The organism is [Clostridium] citroniae WAL-17108, assembly GCF_000233455.1.
In the GTDB taxonomy this organism is placed as follows: domain Bacteria; phylum Bacillota; class Clostridia; order Lachnospirales; family Lachnospiraceae; genus Enterocloster; species Enterocloster citroniae.
Genome location: NZ_JH376425.1, coordinates 241,266 through 260,175, shown reverse-complemented (window position 1 = coordinate 260,175; position 18,910 = coordinate 241,266). Strand labels below are relative to the sequence as shown.

18 protein-coding genes are annotated in these 18,910 nt (G+C 48.4%); 1 reads left to right on the top strand and 17 read right to left on the bottom strand.

From position 1 onward, the window contains the following. The first annotated feature begins 83 nt into the window (after positions 1–83). Positions 84–1,028, top strand: coding sequence for a LysR family transcriptional regulator (locus HMPREF9469_RS20050; protein ID WP_040416899.1), 945 nt, complete (start codon positions 84–86; stop codon positions 1,026–1,028). Positions 1,029–1,047: 19 nt separating this feature from the next. Here the strand turns inward: HMPREF9469_RS20050 and HMPREF9469_RS20045 are convergent, their stop codons facing one another. The 17 genes from HMPREF9469_RS20045 to HMPREF9469_RS19965 form a co-directional block, all read right to left on the bottom strand. Then, the gene (locus HMPREF9469_RS20045) at positions 1,048–2,520 is read right to left on the bottom strand and encodes a family 43 glycosylhydrolase (RefSeq protein ID WP_007865899.1); all 1,473 of its coding nucleotides are present in this window, start codon (positions 2,518–2,520) and stop codon (positions 1,048–1,050) included. A 15-nt stretch (positions 2,521–2,535) separates the two neighbouring features. Next, positions 2,536–4,014 carry a xylulokinase gene (gene xylB, locus HMPREF9469_RS20040; protein ID WP_007865896.1) on the bottom strand — a complete coding sequence of 493 codons (1,479 nt, stop codon included), beginning with the start codon at positions 4,012–4,014 and terminating at the stop codon, positions 2,536–2,538. 21 nt (positions 4,015–4,035) lie between these two features. Next, positions 4,036–5,025, bottom strand: a complete 990-nt coding sequence (locus HMPREF9469_RS20035; protein WP_007865894.1) for an ABC transporter permease — start codon at positions 5,023–5,025, stop codon at positions 4,036–4,038. Positions 5,026–5,034: 9 nt separating this feature from the next. After that, positions 5,035–6,531 carry a sugar ABC transporter ATP-binding protein gene (locus HMPREF9469_RS20030; RefSeq protein WP_007865891.1) on the bottom strand — a complete coding sequence of 499 codons (1,497 nt, stop codon included), beginning with the start codon at positions 6,529–6,531 and terminating at the stop codon, positions 5,035–5,037. Between the two features lie 34 nt (positions 6,532–6,565). After that, the gene (locus HMPREF9469_RS20025) at positions 6,566–7,642 is read right to left on the bottom strand and encodes a substrate-binding domain-containing protein (protein ID WP_007865889.1); all 1,077 of its coding nucleotides are present in this window, start codon (positions 7,640–7,642) and stop codon (positions 6,566–6,568) included. A 245-nt stretch (positions 7,643–7,887) separates the two neighbouring features. Next, entirely contained in the window at positions 7,888–9,087 is a 1,200-nt protein-coding gene (locus tag HMPREF9469_RS20020) for an ROK family protein (RefSeq protein WP_007865887.1), read from the bottom strand. A gap of 288 nt (positions 9,088–9,375) precedes the next feature. Further along, positions 9,376–10,377: a 3-dehydro-L-gulonate 2-dehydrogenase gene (yiaK, locus tag HMPREF9469_RS20015; protein ID WP_040416971.1), complete on the bottom strand. Its 1,002-nt coding sequence runs from the start codon at positions 10,375–10,377 to the stop codon at positions 9,376–9,378. Positions 10,378–10,517: 140 nt separating this feature from the next. After that, a complete protein-coding gene (locus HMPREF9469_RS20010; RefSeq protein ID WP_007865884.1) occupies positions 10,518–10,991 on the bottom strand; it encodes a NanQ anomerase/TabA/YiaL family protein in 474 nt (157 codons plus the stop codon). A 361-nt stretch (positions 10,992–11,352) separates the two neighbouring features. Continuing rightward, the gene (locus tag HMPREF9469_RS20005) at positions 11,353–12,342 is read right to left on the bottom strand and encodes a LacI family DNA-binding transcriptional regulator (RefSeq protein ID WP_007865882.1); all 990 of its coding nucleotides are present in this window, start codon (positions 12,340–12,342) and stop codon (positions 11,353–11,355) included. Positions 12,343–12,460: 118 nt separating this feature from the next. Then, complete coding sequence (locus HMPREF9469_RS20000; protein ID WP_007865880.1) at positions 12,461–13,288, bottom strand: DNA-formamidopyrimidine glycosylase family protein; 828 nt, start codon at positions 13,286–13,288, stop codon at positions 12,461–12,463. Positions 13,289–13,345: 57 nt separating this feature from the next. Continuing rightward, the gene (locus HMPREF9469_RS19995) at positions 13,346–13,861 is read right to left on the bottom strand and encodes a GNAT family N-acetyltransferase (RefSeq protein WP_007865876.1); all 516 of its coding nucleotides are present in this window, start codon (positions 13,859–13,861) and stop codon (positions 13,346–13,348) included. Between the two features lie 220 nt (positions 13,862–14,081). Beyond that, the gene (locus HMPREF9469_RS19990) at positions 14,082–14,849 is read right to left on the bottom strand and encodes a DeoR/GlpR family DNA-binding transcription regulator (protein ID WP_007865873.1); all 768 of its coding nucleotides are present in this window, start codon (positions 14,847–14,849) and stop codon (positions 14,082–14,084) included. 85 nt (positions 14,850–14,934) lie between these two features. Continuing rightward, complete coding sequence (locus tag HMPREF9469_RS19985) at positions 14,935–16,023, bottom strand: SIS domain-containing protein (protein ID WP_007865871.1); 1,089 nt, start codon at positions 16,021–16,023, stop codon at positions 14,935–14,937. A 21-nt stretch (positions 16,024–16,044) separates the two neighbouring features. Next, positions 16,045–16,764 carry an amidohydrolase family protein gene (locus tag HMPREF9469_RS19980; RefSeq protein ID WP_007865868.1) on the bottom strand — a complete coding sequence of 240 codons (720 nt, stop codon included), beginning with the start codon at positions 16,762–16,764 and terminating at the stop codon, positions 16,045–16,047. Further along, positions 16,765–17,496, bottom strand: coding sequence for an amidohydrolase family protein (locus tag HMPREF9469_RS19975; protein WP_007865867.1), 732 nt, complete (start codon positions 17,494–17,496; stop codon positions 16,765–16,767). A 62-nt stretch (positions 17,497–17,558) separates the two neighbouring features. Then, complete coding sequence (locus HMPREF9469_RS19970; protein WP_007865863.1) at positions 17,559–18,575, bottom strand: SIS domain-containing protein; 1,017 nt, start codon at positions 18,573–18,575, stop codon at positions 17,559–17,561. Next, a complete protein-coding gene (locus HMPREF9469_RS19965) occupies positions 18,572–18,910 on the bottom strand; it encodes a PTS sugar transporter subunit IIA (RefSeq protein ID WP_007865861.1) in 339 nt (112 codons plus the stop codon). Before HMPREF9469_RS19965 ends, HMPREF9469_RS19970 begins: the two co-directional genes overlap by 4 nt.

The following is an 18,910-nucleotide window of genomic DNA, read 5'->3' as shown; positions in this document are numbered from 1 at the left end:
GTGTAAAGGTGTAAAAAGCCGGCAGCATTGCGGGCAAACAGCCAAAAAGCACTGCGGCCGGCGATCAGAAAGGGGAATTTATCTTGAACCGTGAAGACTTGCAGCTATTCATGACCATACTGGAGGAAAATAATCTCATAAAGGCAGCCGAACTCCTGTACATGTCCCCTTCCACGGCAGGGTCAAGACTGAGGGCCATGGAGGAAGAACTGGGATTTGAGCTTTTTGAGCGCAGGCGGGGCGTTAAGACAGCGCTTCCAACGCCCAAAGGCCAGGAATTCTCCAGGCTTTCAGCCCAGATGCTGGCCCTGTGGAACGAAGCGGACCAGATCCGCCACCACTGTGAATCACCCTTCCTCACCATTGCCACCGTGGACAGTTTTCTGGATCACAATCTGACCCCCCTTTACAGGGAGCTGGTATCAGCCCACGGATTTTCCCTGGACATCAAATGCTATCCCGCCGACATGATCTACTCCCTGGTGAGCAGCAAACAGGCTGACATCGGCTTTGCCCTTTACCATACCAGCTGTCCCCATGTGGACGTGGTTCCCATTATGGAAGATGACATGGTGCTGGTCGTGCCAAAAGGACAGCCCGCATTTCGCGAAAGCAGTGAAAACCATGCCCCGGTCCACCCGTCCTCCCTTGCGCCGGATAAGGAACTGCTTACAGGATCCCGGTTCAACAGCAATATGGGATGGGGACCGGAATTCAGGCTGTGGCATGACCGTTACATCAATCCCCAGGCCCGCCCTCTTGTAACTGCCTCCAGCATTTCCATTCTCACCGGATTTCTGGAAGCAGGGGATTACTGGACCATCATGCCCTCCACCACCGCCAACGGCCTTAAGGAGCAGTATCCCATCTCCATACTGCCCCTGTCTCCCCCTCCGCCGGGACGCACCCTGTATATGCTGACCCATGAATCCCCCTCCCGCATATCCTCCGGCAATACGGAGCTTTTTACCCGGTACCTCAGGGAATACCTGAAAATGCATAATTCTGAGGGGTGTTTGATGGAGTAGAATGTGATAAAATCAATATTTATTTTGTAAAAGCCAGATTGTGGTATTCCACGCTGCAGTCCTGTGCAAAAACCCCAATCTTATACGGCATTTCCGTATAACTCCTGTACGAGAATGCAATGGTGTCCCCCACAAATATTTCGATCAGATCATTGCACATAACCACTTTTACATTAATATAATCTCCAGGTTTAAATGGAAACGGCTTTTCACAAACCCTGGGACCATCCACCTCCGGCGGTATAATGGGCTTTCCGGAAAGTGTAGACCAGAAGGGATCCAAAGGTGCAGGCAGTTTATTCAGGGATACCTGCTGATTTGCAATATTAAATGCCAGCAGATAACCATTGTCCAGATCCTCATCCGTCTTTATGGACAGGCCAAAATAATCAGCCGGGTCCGTTGCCTTGATAACGCACTCCATCATAAATTCAGGTTCATCAATATCAAAGTAACCATAGGATAAGGTGCCTGCGGAATTTACCTCCAGGGACGTATTACCATACTCCTTGATATTACCAAGCTTTGGCATGAATTTATAAGGAATTTTAGTGCCCTTAAAAGCCCTGCACACTTCCTTTGGCATAACCACCCTTAAGTTTCCGTCTTCCATGGGGATCACTTCATGAGGAATACCGAAGTCTCCGCCGGTCTGCCACAGGTCCTGGTCTGTTCCGTTTTCTCTTTCATGGATCCAGGCAAAGTAAAACCGTCTCCCATTGTCATCCACAAGAGACTTGGCTGCATAAAAGCGGCGTCCGTCAATCCCGTCAAATTTAGGCGTTCTCCATGGCCCATAAGGGGATTTGGAAACCCGGTACAGGGTCTGAGCCCTTTCAGAAAACCTGGAGTAAACCAGATACCAGTAATTACCCATTTTGTACATCTCAGGACACTCCGGGCAGTTGGTGTGATATGGCTCATATATAGGTCCGCGGTGTTCAAAATGTACCAGATCTTTTGTTGTATACAGTACAACCACCCCTCGCCTGTTAGACGGGCCGCTGTTTTTTCTGGCCGCGATCAGCATCCAATAGCATCCGTCATCTTCATTATAAAAAATATACGGATCCCTCCAGTCAATACTTTCATAATATCGGGTATCCGGCACAATGTACGGACTCTTCTCATCCTTGACCCATGTTATGGAATCATCACTGGTTGCATGGCAGATGGTCTGCGGAAACTGGGCGTTGATATGATAACCCGTATAGAAAATATGATATTTATGATCCGCATATAGAACAGAACCGGTCCAGCATCCGTCCGCATCAATGGCCGGCTCCTCCCCCGGCAGTAAAACCGGGGGCAGTTCTTCCCAATTCACCAGATCCTTTGAAATCACATGCTGCCAGGTATTTCTGGTACGTTCCGGATATCTCACCGTATTGGCAGGCACGGATAAAAAGAACAGGTGGTATGTGCCATCATGATAAAAGGGAATAGAGTCCCCACAGGATAATCCGCTGCTCAATCTTCTGAAAACCTTCATAATTTCCTCCTCATCCTACATCATAATTTTTGTGCTATTGTATAACTCATGATAACGTTTAAAACTCTCCCTGTATATCCGGCAGTTTTCCGGATCAGGCTCATATATTGTATTGCTGAACGTGACAAAACGCCTGCTGGCTGATTCTATATCCTTTAACACACCTGTACCTATACCCGCGAGCATACAGGCTCCCAGACACGCCTGCTCCTTGACGTTACAAACCTTAATCTGTTTTTCAAAGATATCAGCCTGCATTTGCAGCAGAAGATTGCTCACAGAACCTCCGCCCGAAGCTATTACCAAATTGCTTCGTATGCCCATGTCTTCCAGTAAATCAAGCGAATCCTTTAAGCTATATATAATTCCTTCCATTACCGCCCTGATCATATGCCGCTTATCATGCTCCAGCTTAAATCCATATATGACACCTTTTGCATGGGCATTCATGATCGGAGTCCTTTCTCCGGACAGATAAGGAAGATATATGATTCCATCACTTCCCGGAGCTATCTGGGATGCCAGTTCATTACACTGTTCAAAATCATCGATTTCCAATATCTGGTTTGTCAGCCACTTTAATGATAAACCGCAGCTAAGGGTTGCGCCAAACACAGTATATGCATGGTTTAATGCATGACAGAACGTGTGAGTCCGAAGCTGCCTATCATATATGTCTTTATCTGCATAAGTGGAAATCTGTCCTCCGGTCCCTATATTAGAAACAATGCAGCCTTCACCAATTACTCCGTTTCCAATGCTTTGGGCCATCTGATCCCCACAGCCGAATACAACGGGAATCCCCTCCTGCAGTCCACAAAGTACGGCGCTTTCTGAAGTCACCATCCCTGCGATCTCCGTTGATTCGTGACAGTCTGCAAATATATGTTCCGGAATTCCAAACCGTCTGATAACCGCCCAGGCCCATTCCCTCTGCCCTACGTCAAACATAGCCGTAGCAGACGCATCACTCACATCAGTGCCAATATAACCGGTCAGCTTATACCTGATATAATCCTTTGGCTGCATGATCTTAGAAATCTGGCCATACAGATCAGGCTCATGCTTTTTTATCCACAGAAGGGAAGGAAATGCAAAACCAGGATAAATACGGTTATGAAGTATCTGCTTTTTTTCATCCTCCGTCATGCCCTGATTTATTTCTTCCACCTCTTCACAGGAGCGCTGATCCAGCCAGATGATTGCCGGGCGCAGGATATTTCCCTGTTTGTCAACAGTTACAAGTCCATGCATCTGACCGGACAATCCTATTCCCCTGATCTGGCCAAACGCCTCCTGATACTTTTTCTTCAGACGGCTACACAGTTCTATGGTCGCATTCCACCAATGGTCAGGGTTTTGTTCTGCACAATTGGCTGCAGGAATTTCCACATCATATTTTTGGGATTCAATTCCTATTACTCCCCTTTCCGTATCCAAAAGCATGGCCTTAATACTGGATGTTCCCAGGTCAATACCTAATAATGTCTGCATGTGATTCCTTTCTGCAACGCATCAGCCCTTGCTCTTTTCTTTCTTTATGTAATCAATATAGACTGCCAGGAGAACCACAAGGCCTTTTACAACATATTGCCAGGATGAATCAATGCCTAATAAGTTCATGCCATTGTTCAGCACGCCTATGACCAGACACCCGATGATAGTACCGCTGATCCGCCCAACTCCTCCTGTCATGCTGGTTCCTCCCAGTACAACAGCTGAGATAGCATCCATTTCAGCGCCGTCACCTACGCTGAACTGCCCTGAAAAGGTCCTGGCCGCGCTCAAGACCCCGGCGCATGACGCGAACAGTCCTGACAGGGTAAATATCCAAAAGGTAATTCTCTTGGCATTGATACCGCTGTATTCAGCCGCCTGCCGGTTATCCCCTACCGCATATATGTTTCTTCCGAATTTAGTCCGGTTCAGAATGATTGCCGTTATCACCACTACTATGATCATAAATACGATCTGTATTGGTATACTGCCAAATATTTTTCCGCTGCCGATCCAGATAAACAGATCATCATCCACCAGTATAGTGGTGGCCTTGGTATAGATACGTGCAAATCCACGTCCTATGTTCATCATTGCCAAGGTCACAATAAACGGAGGAATCTTTGTGTTGGATATGATCACTCCATTAACAGCCCCCACTGCCGTGCCGATGGCAATAGCCAGAATAATGGCTGCTGCGGATGGTATCCCGTTATTTGTTATAAACCCGGCACTCAGACAGCCTGATATTGCTATGATCGACCCCACAGAAAGGTCAATTCCCCCTATCAGAATTACCATGGTCATACCGCATGCCAAAAATACATTGACTGAAATCTGCCTCATCACATTAAAGATGTTCCTGGTTGTGGCAAAAGAATCCGTAATCACAGTCAGGGCAATACACATGATGGCAAAACCAATTAATATACCCAAATTCCCCTTTACCATTTGTATCATTTCATTGGAAGAATCTCTTCTTATACTTTTTACCTCTGCGCTTTTCATGACTGCCTCCTAAACTGTTCCTACTTCTGTTGTGGCCAGCATCATTATCCGTTCCTGGCTGAACTCTTCTCTGGAAATAACACCGGTACTGTATCCTCTGCACAATGTAACAATGCGATCACTCATATTAATCAATTCCGGCAATTCAGAGGATACCATAATGATCGACAGTCCGTTTTTTGCCAGATCATTGATCAGCGAATAGATCTCCGCCTTTGTCTTAACATCGACTCCTCTTGTAGGTTCATCCAGAATCAAGATCCGCTTTGCGGAAAGAAGCCACTTTCCAATCAAAACCTTCTGCTGGTTGCCACCGCTGAGATTACCTACAACCTGATTACGCCCTGTGACCTTTATCTGGATATCTCGGATCATCCCATCAACAATTCCGATTTCCTTTTTTCCATTATATTTTAGCCGGTGGAAAAGCTGGTCCAAAATTGTGATGGTGGTATTAAACTGAACATCCTGTTTAAGGAACAGGCCTGCCCCCTTCCTGTCCTCAGGAACAAAACCGATCCCAGCCTCCATGGCCTTTCCGGCTGTATTAAAATCCACCTGTTTCCCGTCCATCCAGATGGTTCCGCCTGTTTTTTTCCTCAAGCCGAAAATACATTCCATGGTTTCACTTCTGCCAGCACCAACAAGGCCGGCCAATCCCAGGATTTCCCCCTGGCAAAGGTCAAAGCTTACATCCTTTACAACCTTCCCATCGGAAAGGTGTAGAGCCTTAAAGACCACCTGATCGGAAGCCTTATTATTCTTTATGTAATAACTGGAAAGTTCACGGCCCACCATCATAGCCACCAGCTGGGAACGTTCCGTTTCCTTTGTAACTACAGTGCCCACATTCGTACCGTCACGCAGTACCGCCACCTGATCCGTTATCTCATAAAGCTCATCCAGCCGATGGGATATATATATGATTCCAACCCCTTCCGACCGCAATCTGCGTATCATATCAAACAGGATCTCCACCTCGTGGGAAGACAGGGAAGACGTAGGTTCGTCCATGACAATGATCCTGGCCCCAAAGGAAACCGCCCTGACAATCTCTACCATCTGCTGCTGGGCAATTGTCAAATGCCCAAGTATCTCGCCCGCACCAAACCCCAGATTATACTGGCCCAGTTTTTCCTGGGCAGCCTGGGTCTGGGACTTTAAGGACAGAAAGCCTCCTTTTGCACACAGTTCATTACCCATAAAAATATTTTCTGCAATGGACAGGTCTTTGGCCAGCATCAGTTCCTGATGAATGATACTGATTCCGAATTTTCTAGCTTCATCCACACTATTTATACCGGCCGCCTGACCTTGAATGAATATTTCCCCGGAGTCCTTGGTGTAAATGCCTCCTAATATTTTTATTAAAGTAGATTTGCCGGCACCATTTTCACCTAATAATGCAAGCACCTCACCTTCGTGGAGTTCCAGACTTACATCCTGAAGCACCAGATTGCTGCCAAAGCTTTTATTGATATTTTTCATTTCCAATAAAATGCCCATAACTACTTCCTCTCTGTCTTATCAACCGCGGATTTTACTGCCAGTCAGATCCAGCATACTGATCAATATTAGTCGCATCGATCGCAAATGTGGGAACCAGGGTTTCCTTTTCATAGTTCTCGCCTTCCAGAATCTTATATGCAATTTCAGCGCTTTCCTTTCCAACGGTAAAGGGCGACTGTGCCGCACTCATTTTCCAGATGCCATCGGCCCCGTCCTTTTTGATCGCTGCCTTTGACTCCGGTCCTCCATTGGCACTGTAGATACCCACTTTTTCACCGGACGCCTTAACCGCAGAATAAGCTCCCTGGGCACATTCATCATTGATGCAGTAAATAGCCACTAGATCACTGTTGGCCTGAAGGATATCCTCTGTTGTTGACAATCCGGTTTCCGGCTTTCCTCCGGCATCCAGTCTGGCAGCCACCTCAAATCCCTTTCCTTCAATTGTATCTAACAAACCCTGGATCCGCTGTGCAGCCGCATTATCGTTTGTCCTGTCCAGGATAGCAATCTTTCCGCCTTCCGGATGATCCTTGATCATGGATTCCCCTGCAACCTTTCCGGCCGAGTAATGGTCCGTTGCCACAAAGGCTGTCACCATATCCAGATCTGCCACTGCAAGGTCAAAATTCACAACCGGAATGCCTGCCTCCTGTAAAAGTTTAAGTGCGGGACCTGCCGCCTCTGCGTCAACCGGATTGTAGAAAACACAATCCACATCCTGAGCAATGAAGTCCTCAATAACCCCCAGCTGATAGTTACTGTCTGTCTTTCCCTCAACTCTGATCACTTCTCCGCCCTTTTCATTCACAACCTCCATTACACCATCATAGCATGCATCAAAAAATGAACCGGCCGCCCATTCAGTAAACCCAAATTTATATGTTTTCTTTTCTCCCTCCTCTGTTCCCTCTGCTGTCTTTTCTGTCTGTGATCCAGACTGGTCTGTGCTTGTCTCTTTTTCGCTTGTTCCAGCTGCAGTCGTATCTGCTTTTACTTCTTCCTGCTTTGCTGTGGTTGCCTCCGCCTTTGCCCCATTTCCGCATCCTGTCAATGCCATAGCCACCAGACTCACACCAATTACCATGTTTCTCAAATACTTTGTCATAATCCCTCTCCTTTTTCATTCATTGCGTGAATTAGTTAATTGATTTAACTCTATATCATAATACTACCGTTCACTATATCTGTCAATTGAATTAACTATTAAATCTTTTTTTTGTGTATATTACATAAAGATACCAACTTTTTTTCATGCAAAAAGCCGGTATCCGATCAAAATAAATTAATTACTTTGTCTGCTACCGGCTTTTCTCATCCATAATCTTTCCATACATATTTAATTCTGCAAATTCATTTAACTAAATATAACTCTAAATTTCCCAATACTTCATTGATGCAGATCGCACCGATCCCATGGAGAACAGAATCCTTCACTGCTTTGCTGACCTTGACTTTTAAATTTGAATACACTTCAGGCAAAAGCCGTTCTTTCAGGACATGGTCCACTTCCTCCAGCATAATATCATCATTTATGTGGCTCATTTCATCTCCCAGAATGATCACACTGGGATTAAAACTGTTCACCACATTCACCAGCCCGTACCCCAGATAACGGCATTCTGTCCGAAATTCATCCATGGCAGCCATATCCCCAACCTCTATCATTTCTCCAATCTGACCCAGATCATACTGTTCGCCTCTCCCCCGTTTTCTTGCAATATTCCTTGCCAGGACAATACTGGAGCAGTATTTCTCCAGACATCCCCTGTTACCGCATTCACATCTGGGTCCATCATAATTAATGGTAGTATGCCCGATTTCCCCTGCAATGCCCAATTCTCCCTTTATGATCTCACCATGATAGACAATGCCGGCACCCACGCCCTGTCCTATAGCGACATAAATAAGTGAACTGTTTTTATCAATGGTTTTGTCATACCATATTTGTGCATATGCTCCCGCATTGGCATCGTGCTCCATAAAAACCGGGTATGAAAAATGTTTTTCCAATTCTTCCTTAAACGCCATATTCCCCCATCCTGCAGTCTCTGTAAGAACGGCGATCTTTCCCTCCTGTTTTATAAACGGCCCCGGAATAGCCATACCGATCGCAAGGATCTTATCCGGCTCAACCTGGTCCACCACAGCGTGAATATTATTGATAATATATTCCATGGTCCTGTCCGGGCTCTGTCCGGACTCGATCTGCTGCTGTTTCATATGGATTAGCCTGCCATTGATACTGAATAATCCTATCTTAAAATTACGCCTGGCCAAACGTATGCCTATTACATAATAGCTGTCCTCAGCCAGAGTGATGCCTATGGATCTCCTGCCTTTATCCCCCTGCATAAGGCCAACTTCCCTTACACATCCCCAGCTGATAAAATCATTGACTATATATGTAACTGTAGCCTTCTTAAGACCGGACAATTTTGCCAGGTTAGCGCGGGAACAGACCCCCTGTTCCCTTAGAAGTTTTATGATTAGTGTACGGTTCATAGACTGAATACTGTCCTGGTTTACTCCTTTTAAATCATTACCCGCCATTGTACTCTCTCCTATTGGTTAATTCGTTGAATTAGGTTAATCATAACTTAAATATAGAATTCTGTCAATAAACCGATTGAAAATACCGCACATAGAACGTGAAATTTATATGGCTCCTACTGCTCTCCACTAAAAAATCAGGAGTCCCTATAAGAGGGAAACGTAAAAAGCCCGCCAACAGGCGGGCCTGAAATGCTAACCATGCTATCTTCTCATCTTGTTATCCCAGCGGCAATCCCGCTCCACTTTCAGTCCTTAGTGTACGCTCGGAGACTGCGAGAGCACACCTTACATAGCCAATACCTGATTCCACTTCTCCTCGATCACAGGAATACCATTGGCCAGATTATCCTGGATGGTCAGGGCCTCGGGCTCTCCGGGATAAAGTACGTCCCTGCCCTCCTCCACCGGTTCGGAGGACTTAACATCTGCTACGATCTGATCCACGATCTCATCTGTCAATTCCACTGAGTTGGCCTTTGTAGGGTCAATGGCGATCATGACCTGGGTCAGCCCCACCTCGTCCCCAAAGGTTCCAATGGTCTGCACGGAATTGCCGTTTGTAAGTACAGTGGCGATCAGGTCCAGAGCGATGGAGATTCCGCTTCCCTTCCAATAACCCATGGGAAGCACCCTCCAGGTCTTCTCAATCTCTGCCGGATCAGTGGTCAGTTTTCCCTTTGTATCATATCCGCCTGGAACCGGAAGTTCAATCCCCTTTAATTTGCAGTCTTCGATCTTTCCATAGGAGAACTGGGATACCGCACAGTCAATGACCACATGCTGTCCATTGCTTCTGGGCACTGCAAAGATAATGGGGTTATTTCCGATCTTTCTGTCTTTGCCTCCCCACGCCGGCATGTTCGGGCATGTATTGGACCAGCAGATCCCTATGCAGCCCTGGTCTGCTGCCTGAAAACCATAGCTTCCGCCCCTCATCCAGTGGTTGTTGTTCCCAAGGGCTACCAGGCCGATCCCGTATTCCTTTGCCAGTTCACAGGCCCTGTCCATTGCAAGCTTTGCATTTAACGGGCCAAATCCCCTGTGTCCGTTCCAGCGCTCAAATGCCCCCAGCTTTAATTCGCACTCTGCCACAATGTCCGGATCGATCTCACCCTTTTCCAGATACTCCACCACCCTGGGAAAACGGTTCAATCCATGGGAGTACACGCCGGCCAGGCTGTTCTGGGCAAAAATAGTTGCCGCTGCCCGGGCCCGGTCCTCTTTGAATCCTTTCTTTTTAAGTACACGCTCAAACTCGCTTACCATTGTCTCATAGGGAATTCTCATCATCTTTATATCCTCCTGTTTAATTATATTCGCAGTTTTACAATCATTTACAGTTGTTGCAATCGATTGCCAAAATAATCGAAGGAAAAGAGTCTGTGTTTGATCACCACAAACCCTGTCGTCATAAAGCCCGGCTTATCCTACAGCGTGCTCATCCTTATCTTGATAACGATCTTCTTTATATCCTCAGGCCCATCCACCTGGCAAAAGGGGCGGTGTACATCCTCAGGGAAAAATATTCCATAGGAGCCCGGCACCAGGGGAAGCATCACCTCGCCCGAACCGGGATTCTCCTTATAATACAAGGTATCCTTTTCCTCCAGACAGTCCTTTAATACCTCATTATCACCCCTGTCCGGATAAAATCCCATATATTCCCTGCCGGAGACCATGTACTGCAGTTCCGCATATTCCCGGTGCACTTCAGGGAGCTTTTCCTCCCGGCTTCCGGTACGGCGCTGATTGATCAATACAATAAAATCATCCCCATCCTGAGGATAACGGCCTTCCTCCATCCCGGATACGTCCGTATCCCTGCAATAGGCAATGGCCCTTTGTATCTGTTTTGAATAGGCGGCCTCGCTTTCCCTGGCATTGATATGTCCTAATATCATGGTTTACCTCTTTCCGGTTTTGTTGAAGATTCATATCGTTTATTTAAAATAAAAATGCTTTGCAATCGATTGCTATTTATGTACAAATCATATCACAACTGGTATGTGTTTTCAAGTCTATTTTTATTGTCTTATTTACTGTATTTACTCAACAAATATTGTGCATTTTATCCAGAAAATGCCCGATCTGTTTATTGATCTGTTCCACATTCTGCAATCTATATCGTTTTACATATAAAAGCAGGGATGCAGTCCTGTTAATATAACCCCAGGACACATCCCTTCCATATGATCTTTCTACCAGCTCCTATGCGTTTACGGGCCTTACACGCTTACGGGCCTTATTACATACCCGCAGCCCTTACGTGCTTTCCCTTTCCACAATCCGTGAAAACAGCATGATCCGATCGGGATTCTCCCTGCCCTCCAGACTGTCAAACAATATCCTTGCAGCCTCCAGGCTCATTTCCACCATCCGGTTATTTAATGAGGTAAGCTTGGGATAGCAGATATCACAGTATTTGGAATTATCCACTCCAATCACGGCAACCTGTTCCGGCACCTTTATATTCCGGTCCACCAGAGCCCGTATGGCGCTTACCGCCGACAGATCCTCCCCGAAAATAACCCCTTCCACATCAGGATGGTCCTCTAGGATCCGCTCCATCATGGCATATCCGTCCTCAAGCGTGGTAGGGCATTCATAAATCCAAAGTTCCTCCCGTTTAAAGCCGCGGCGCTCCATCCCCTGCACAAATCCCTGCTCCTTGGAAAGACTGCTCTTGGTGTGGCTGGGACGCACAAAGGCAAGCTTCTCATGCCCTTTCACGCGCATCAGCTCCACGCAGTTCTCCACGCCTTCCCGCTCATCCACCAGGACCCCCTTTACATTGGGCAGGTTCAGGTATCCGTTGGTCATTATCACCGGAACGGCGGAAAGACCAGCATCCAGGGCCCGTTTCACGGCTTCTGTTTCAAAAGTGGAGCCAACCAGTATGACTCCGTCCACCCGCCTCTGCGCCAGTACCTTAACGGCCTCCACCTTTTTGTCATCCGTGAGGCCGGTATTCAGTATCAGGCTGCAGTAGCCGTGCTTTCCCATCTCCTCCTCAATATAGTAGGCGATATCCACATGATGAGCATACCGGATATCCTCAATCAGTATGCCGATCATACGGCTGGCCTTATTCACCAGCCCTCTTGCCGTCTCATTGGGGCTGTAATCATACTGCTCCAGCAGTGCCAGAATCTGCTTCCTTGTTTCTTCCTTAATGCCCGGTTTGTTATTCACCACCCGGGATACCGTACTGGCGGAAACCCCGGCGATCCTGGCAATATCATAAATAGTCATAGCCCTCTGCCCTTTCCCCTGCCTATACCCTGCAGCTGTATCCTGCAATCGATTTCTAAATAAAAATATTGTAGCACGGGAACGCATTTCCCGCAACCCCCATCATGCTTCCGGGACGCTAGTCAAGGGGCTGGCACACCGGGCAATAATACACTGCACCTCCCAGATAAGATTCCTTTATAATTCTTCCCCCGCAAACAGGGCATCCCTTGTCCCACGTATTCTTGGACATCACTGTCTTATACCCGCCTGCATGTCCCAGCAGATCCTTTTCCGTATCCCTTCCGCCCTTTGCCGTCATATCCGCCATCACATCCTTTATGGCTGAAAACACCCGCGCGGCATCCTCGCCGGACCAGGCGGCAAGCTTTCTTTTAGGATGCATCCTGGCTTTGAACAGAATATCCTGAAGGCACCCATTGCCCAGGCCCGGAATCCTCTGCTCCGTGGCCAGAAATGCCTTGGCGCTGACGGAAGGCTTTACCGATCTCATCATATTTCCAAAATACTCCAGATTGAACCTGATGTCCATGGGAGATATTCCTTCACGGCTCCTGACGTAATATTCGTTGTCATAATCTTTGCCGTGACAAATGATCCCCCCATACATTGCCACAGAAAACACCAGAGCGGACCCATCCAGGAACTCTGCCATCAGCTGATATTTCGGCGGCCTTTTATCCCCCGGTTCCACCAGCCTTACATTTACGCCATCGTTAAATGCCAGGCTCATGTCATCCTCCAGTTCGAGTTCTCCATAAATGCCGAATGCATCTGCCCCCGCCACACGTTTTCCTGCCAGACGCTCATGATAGCGCTCCGGTTCCCCGTTAAACCAGCAAAATTTATGGGGCGAGGAAGGCGGATATACCCGGGCAATTGTCCTCCCAACCACATACTGCTCCAAATCCTTTTTATATGTAAGTGCTTCCGGTAATTCGATCATACTGACTCCTTCTGTATATTTACGGATAACAACGCATCACTTCCGGCCCCATATCACTCAGAGATCCTTTACCATCACATAATTGGTAAGCATCTGCCCTCTCCGCTCCACCTGCTGTTCCTTCACTACCCTGTAACCCCTCTGTTCAAAAAAGGGTCTGGCCGTAATTGACGCATGGGTCGTGACCCTATGGGACGTGGCCGTATCGGACGTGACCTCATGGGGCGAACCATCCCTGTCCCCGGCCATGCCCTTCTCCCTGTACCACTGTTCCATACAGTCGCACAGCGCCCTGCCGATCCCCTTTCCCTGATGATCCCTGTGCACGTACAGCCGGTCCAGATAACCGTCCTTTGCCATGTCCCCAAATCCCACCAGCGTTCCATTGTCCTCCGCTATCACTGTAAAATGCTCCAGGAAAGACCGGTTCCAGACATCCGGATCCACATGTCCGTCTGCCCATGCACAAACCTGCTCCTCTGTGTAATCCCTGCGGTTCACTGTATGTACGGTGTCATAAAAAAGTTCTGACATCCCGCCGCAGTCCTTGGACTGATATTGCCTTAGTTTCATTGCTTCCTCCTGTCTTCATACCGCCTGCACGCAATGCCGTACATGGGCTGCTTTTTTATGCGCGGATTATAGGATCAGTATACCACAAAAACAGCCTGGGGACAGCAAAAGCAGTTCATAAGAAGAACCCGGTAAGAACTTGTTCCTACCGGGCTGTCCCTGTCATACACGATTTCTCATCTGTTCAATGGGCCTTATGGTTTAATATCCCAAACACGCTCTACGCTACAATAATCTCCCGTCCCAGGCCCTCATACCGCCTGATCACCTCCTGGCTCAGCCCGCTGTCCGTGATAAAGGTATCCACCTCATTCAGCCTGGCCACCTTGGTAAATGCCGTACGGTCAAACTTAGAAGAGTCCGCCAGGCAGACCACCCTGTCCGCCGCATCGATAAATGCCCTCTTAGTGAAATTGTCCCCGTAATTAAAAATCATCAGCCCTTCCTTCACGTCAACGGTACTGGTTCCCAGGAACAATTTGCTGACGCGGTACTTCTTAAGGAACTGGATCGCATCCTCTCCCGTGACAATGTAGGAATCACTGTCCCTGCGCACCAGCCCGCCTATGATGTAAAGGGTGATATTGGGTTTATACATCAGTTCATTCACGATCAAAAGATCATTGGTCAGTACGGTTACCCGAAAATCCCCCAACAGCTTTGCCACCTCCTGGGTGGTGCTTCCGTCATCCAGAAGGATCACGTCATTTTCCTCTATCAATGTCAGAGCCCGCCTTGCGATCACCTGCTTCTGCTCCAGATGTGATGTCCTGCGGGAGGAATCCTTATACCCCAGGGACAGTTCCTGGGTCTTAAGCACGGCCCCTCCATGGACACGCTCCAGAAGGTTCTGATTCTCCAGCTCTTTAAGGTCCAGCCTGACCGTCTTTTCCGTGACTTCAAGCCGTTGGCTCAGGGTCTTTACATCCGCCATGCCCTCTTCCTTTAGAATGCCCATGATCGTGTCCAGGCGTCTTTTTTGTATCATCCTGAATCCTCCCCTCTGATTTCAATATACCATAGGAAAAAGTCCTTATCAACCGCTTTTCTCCAGTCCAGGGGTGAAAACCAATCTATGTAACCCTCGTGTGCACAAAGTCCGTATAGCCGTCATTGGCTGCCCTGTTGGGATCCTGCCCCAGGGCCTCGGGCATAAATACGGAAAGGACCTGCACAGCCATGGTAATGGGAAGCACCGACTGTGTAAGGGGGTAATGATCCAGCTTCAGCACTTTCTCATGGCTTTCTTCACATCTTATATCCTCATCGCCCGCATAGAGCATCAGCACTTTTTCCGTTATGCCCAGCAGGTAGGAAAATGTTCCCATGGCCAGTTCTTTATAAATCCCATCCGTGCACAGCAGCAGGACGCTGGATCCCCTTCCGATGGAGCGGTGCATCCCATGGGAGAACTCCTCCAGATCATTGTACATGGTGGGAATACACATGGTCTCCATCAGCTTAAGCTGTCCCTCCATGGCCGTGCCGTAATTCATTCCTGTTCCCAGCACGTAGAGGTCCTGCATCTTCCAATCCTTCCCATATCGGCTGCACCAATCCATGGTCCGTTCCATGGTACGATCCAGCCGTTTTACACACAGCCGCAGTTCCTCCAGGATATTCCTGCAGCTTTCCTGGTCCATACTGCCGTATTTCTGCCCATATCCGATGCCCATGATCATAAGGGCCAGAAGGGTACTGCTGTACCCCTTGGTCTTGGCATTGCTGTTCTCCCCGCCGCATCCCAGATACAGACACCGGTCCGCCAGACGGCTGATAGGAGAATCAGTTACCTGGGTGATCCCCACCACAGCAAAGCCCAGTTCCCTTGCATGGACAGCAGCCTCCAAAAGCCCTCTGCTGGTACCGGTCTGGCTGATAGCCACCACCATACATCGTTTCCTGTCCTCACACAAAAGGGAGTGGCAGCTGTGAATGAAATTGGCCGGCATATAGCCGTACACCCTGGCATTCATGCACCGGGACAGAAAATCCGACATCACCACAGCGCCGTTAAAGGAACTGCCATGGGCCACAATATAGATTGCATCCACCTGAGGAAGGGATCCGGCGCACTCAAACAGTGCTTTGTCATCCAGCATCCGGCTGAGCGCCGCCTGTTCTTCCCTGATGTAATCCCACATGATACTTGTACCCTTCATCTTTCCCTCCCCTCAAGGCTCCTATCTGTATTCCATCCCCATGATCCTGGCCGCATTCCTTCCAAGCATCATTTCCAGATGTTCCTCATTCTTTGTCACGTAACGGATCTTATCCATCTCCTGTGTCTGGTCGCAGAAGGGGGCATCGGATGAAAACAGTATTTTTTCCGGTCCCAGCCGGTCATATGCCATCTGGATCACAGGCACATACGCCCCTGCCGTGCTGAGGTAAAAATTCGGAATTTCCCCGGCCAATTCTATGGCCCTCTCATACATTAAGGGAACCCCCATATGAAACAGCACCACAGGCACATCCGGAAAACTTTTTGCCATCTGGGCCCATTTGTCCGGAATAGAGAACATATCTGATTGTCCGTGAACTACCACACATTTGTTGTATTTACAACATAATTCAAAATATGGATCCAGCAAGCTGTGGCGGTCGGCTGAGTATCCAAAGCGTATGGCATTCATTTTCAATCCATAAAAATGATAATCACGGAAACATTTTTCCAGCTGCTCCTCACCGTCAATATCCCATGGGTTAATGACCGCAAAACCAAAGGTCCTGTCCGGGAATTTCTGTACGGACTCATATATGTATTCGTTGTTCACCGTTTCCAGCTGGGAGCAGATCATGCACTTGTCCTCGCCGGACTGGTCCATGATCCGGATCAGGGATTCCACATGGTAATCCTCACCTTTTTTTATGCCAATATGTGCAAGCATGTCAATGATCATCTAGTCCACCTCCCCTATGCGGAATATCCTGGCTGCATTTTTCCACAAAACCTTTTCCTCCCCATCCGGGAAATTGACTGCCGCCTTTCTCACCTTTACCAGTTCCAGCTCATAGAATCCCGCATCCGGCGTGCCCGTTCCCAAAAGCACCTGGTCGATCCCCGCTGTTTTCATGGCTCTCAGAGTATTAAAATCCATACTGGAGGACGTTTCCAGGAATACATTCTTATGGCGTTTCCCCACCACGACCGCGCTTGCATTGTCGTACTGAAGTCCCATCCGCCCCATGATAATGTTGACGTCCGGATAATCCTCCGCGATCTGTTCAAAGAAAACAGGGTTGGAAAATACCTCCGCCGCCCCATAGCACCACACAGGCGCCTGGTGCTTCCTGCACACATCCAGCAGGGGATAGAACACCTCGCGCTCGCACAGCATGTAGCCGTGGCGGACCGGATCCATGTACAGCCCCTTAAACCCTTTTTCCTTCAATGCCTCCTCAAGCTCCCCGGCGCTGTCCGTTGACCAGGGATTTACCGTATAAAGGCCGATAAACCGGTCCGGATGGCCCGTGACCGCCCTGTATACGGATTCGTTGTCCATACTCTCCCCATAACAGTGGATTACCGCCATATCAATATGGTTTTTGTCCATCTCCTTTAACAGTTCCTCTGCTTTGATCTCCGGTTTGAACCGGTGGCGTCCCAGTGTATTTGATACATCAATAATCATGCAGATCTCCTCCTTTCTAAACGCTTACATGCCGGCCTGGCCACGGCAACTGCGGGGCCGGATCAATGGTCCTTTACCCAATCCGCTCCATACAGCATACCCAGAAATGTTTCAGCTGCAATGCTTTCCACAAGAGGCATCAGCGAATCCTGCACCCTGGGAAGCCGCACCACCATCAGGTTCTCCTGGAGTTTTATCGGAGTACATGTATAAAGCATCACTTTTCCCCCATGATCCAGTATGTAGTCTTTCATTTTCATTTCCTTTGTGCCTTCCAGAAAATCCGGAAAAAACATCTGGGCCAGGTACTTTGCCCCCAGCTTGGAACTGTGATACTGCCCGTGGGCATAATCCGCGCATTCCCACACGGCTGTACAATTATGCAGTCCCTCCCTGTAAGCCAGGGACAGCTGGCGCGCAGTCGCCAATGATGCGTCATTTGCAAGCAGGTCGTACAGAAGCGTGCCCTGGGCGAACTCAAACATGGGTCTGGTGTTTTCCTCCCAGTTTTCCAGCCACCGGCATGCCCAGTCCGCCGTCTTCCGGCACTCCTCCATGAACCCCTGGTCCAGTTCGCCTGTCAGCCTCCGGGCGACCAGATTGAGGATCAGCATGGTCAGCTCATATGTCTTGTTTGTCACGGAATACTCTTTGTCGGCATGGATCTGAAGCATAAAGCCGCATTCCTCTTTCAGAGGACTCTCCTCATAATTGTGGATACCCACCACTGTGGTAATCTGAGCGGCCTTCTTTGCTATCTCCACCACCTCAGGTGATTTTCCGGACTGGGAAATGATGATCACCAGGCAGCGGCTGTCAATCTGGTTAAACTGAAATCTGGACAGTTCAAAGGAACTGAATGCCAGGGCCGGGATTCCGTGTCCGGTGAGATAGCTTCTGACCGCATCTATGGCGTACAGGGAGCTTCCCATGCCGGTAAGGATCACACGGTTCATGGCCTTGGACTTAAAGCATTCGGCAATCGCATCCACAACTTCCCGGTCCACGGGCCAGTATTCCTTCAGGTAGCGTTTCAGAAGCATCCCCTGGGTACATACTTCCTCTATAAATCCATTCATTCTTTGACTCCTTCCCCTTTCCTGATCTTTGCCTTCACAATGGTCTTGATCATATCCTTTTCCGCCGTGCTGGTCATAAGAATGTCCATGGCATGGAGCAGAAGCATATTACAGGGGATCTCCTCCCCTCCTGCCTGGACGCTCATAAGCTTCAGGAACTGGATCTCATGGGCCTTTGAGAGATGATCCTCCGCTTCCTCTATTTTCTTCAGAGCCGCCTGATACTCATCCGCCACCATCAGTTCCACCGCCTCATACACCAGGGATCTCCCTTCCCCCGTATAGCCGATCATCTCCATGCAATGGGCTGCTAATTCTTCCAATGAAAGTGCCAT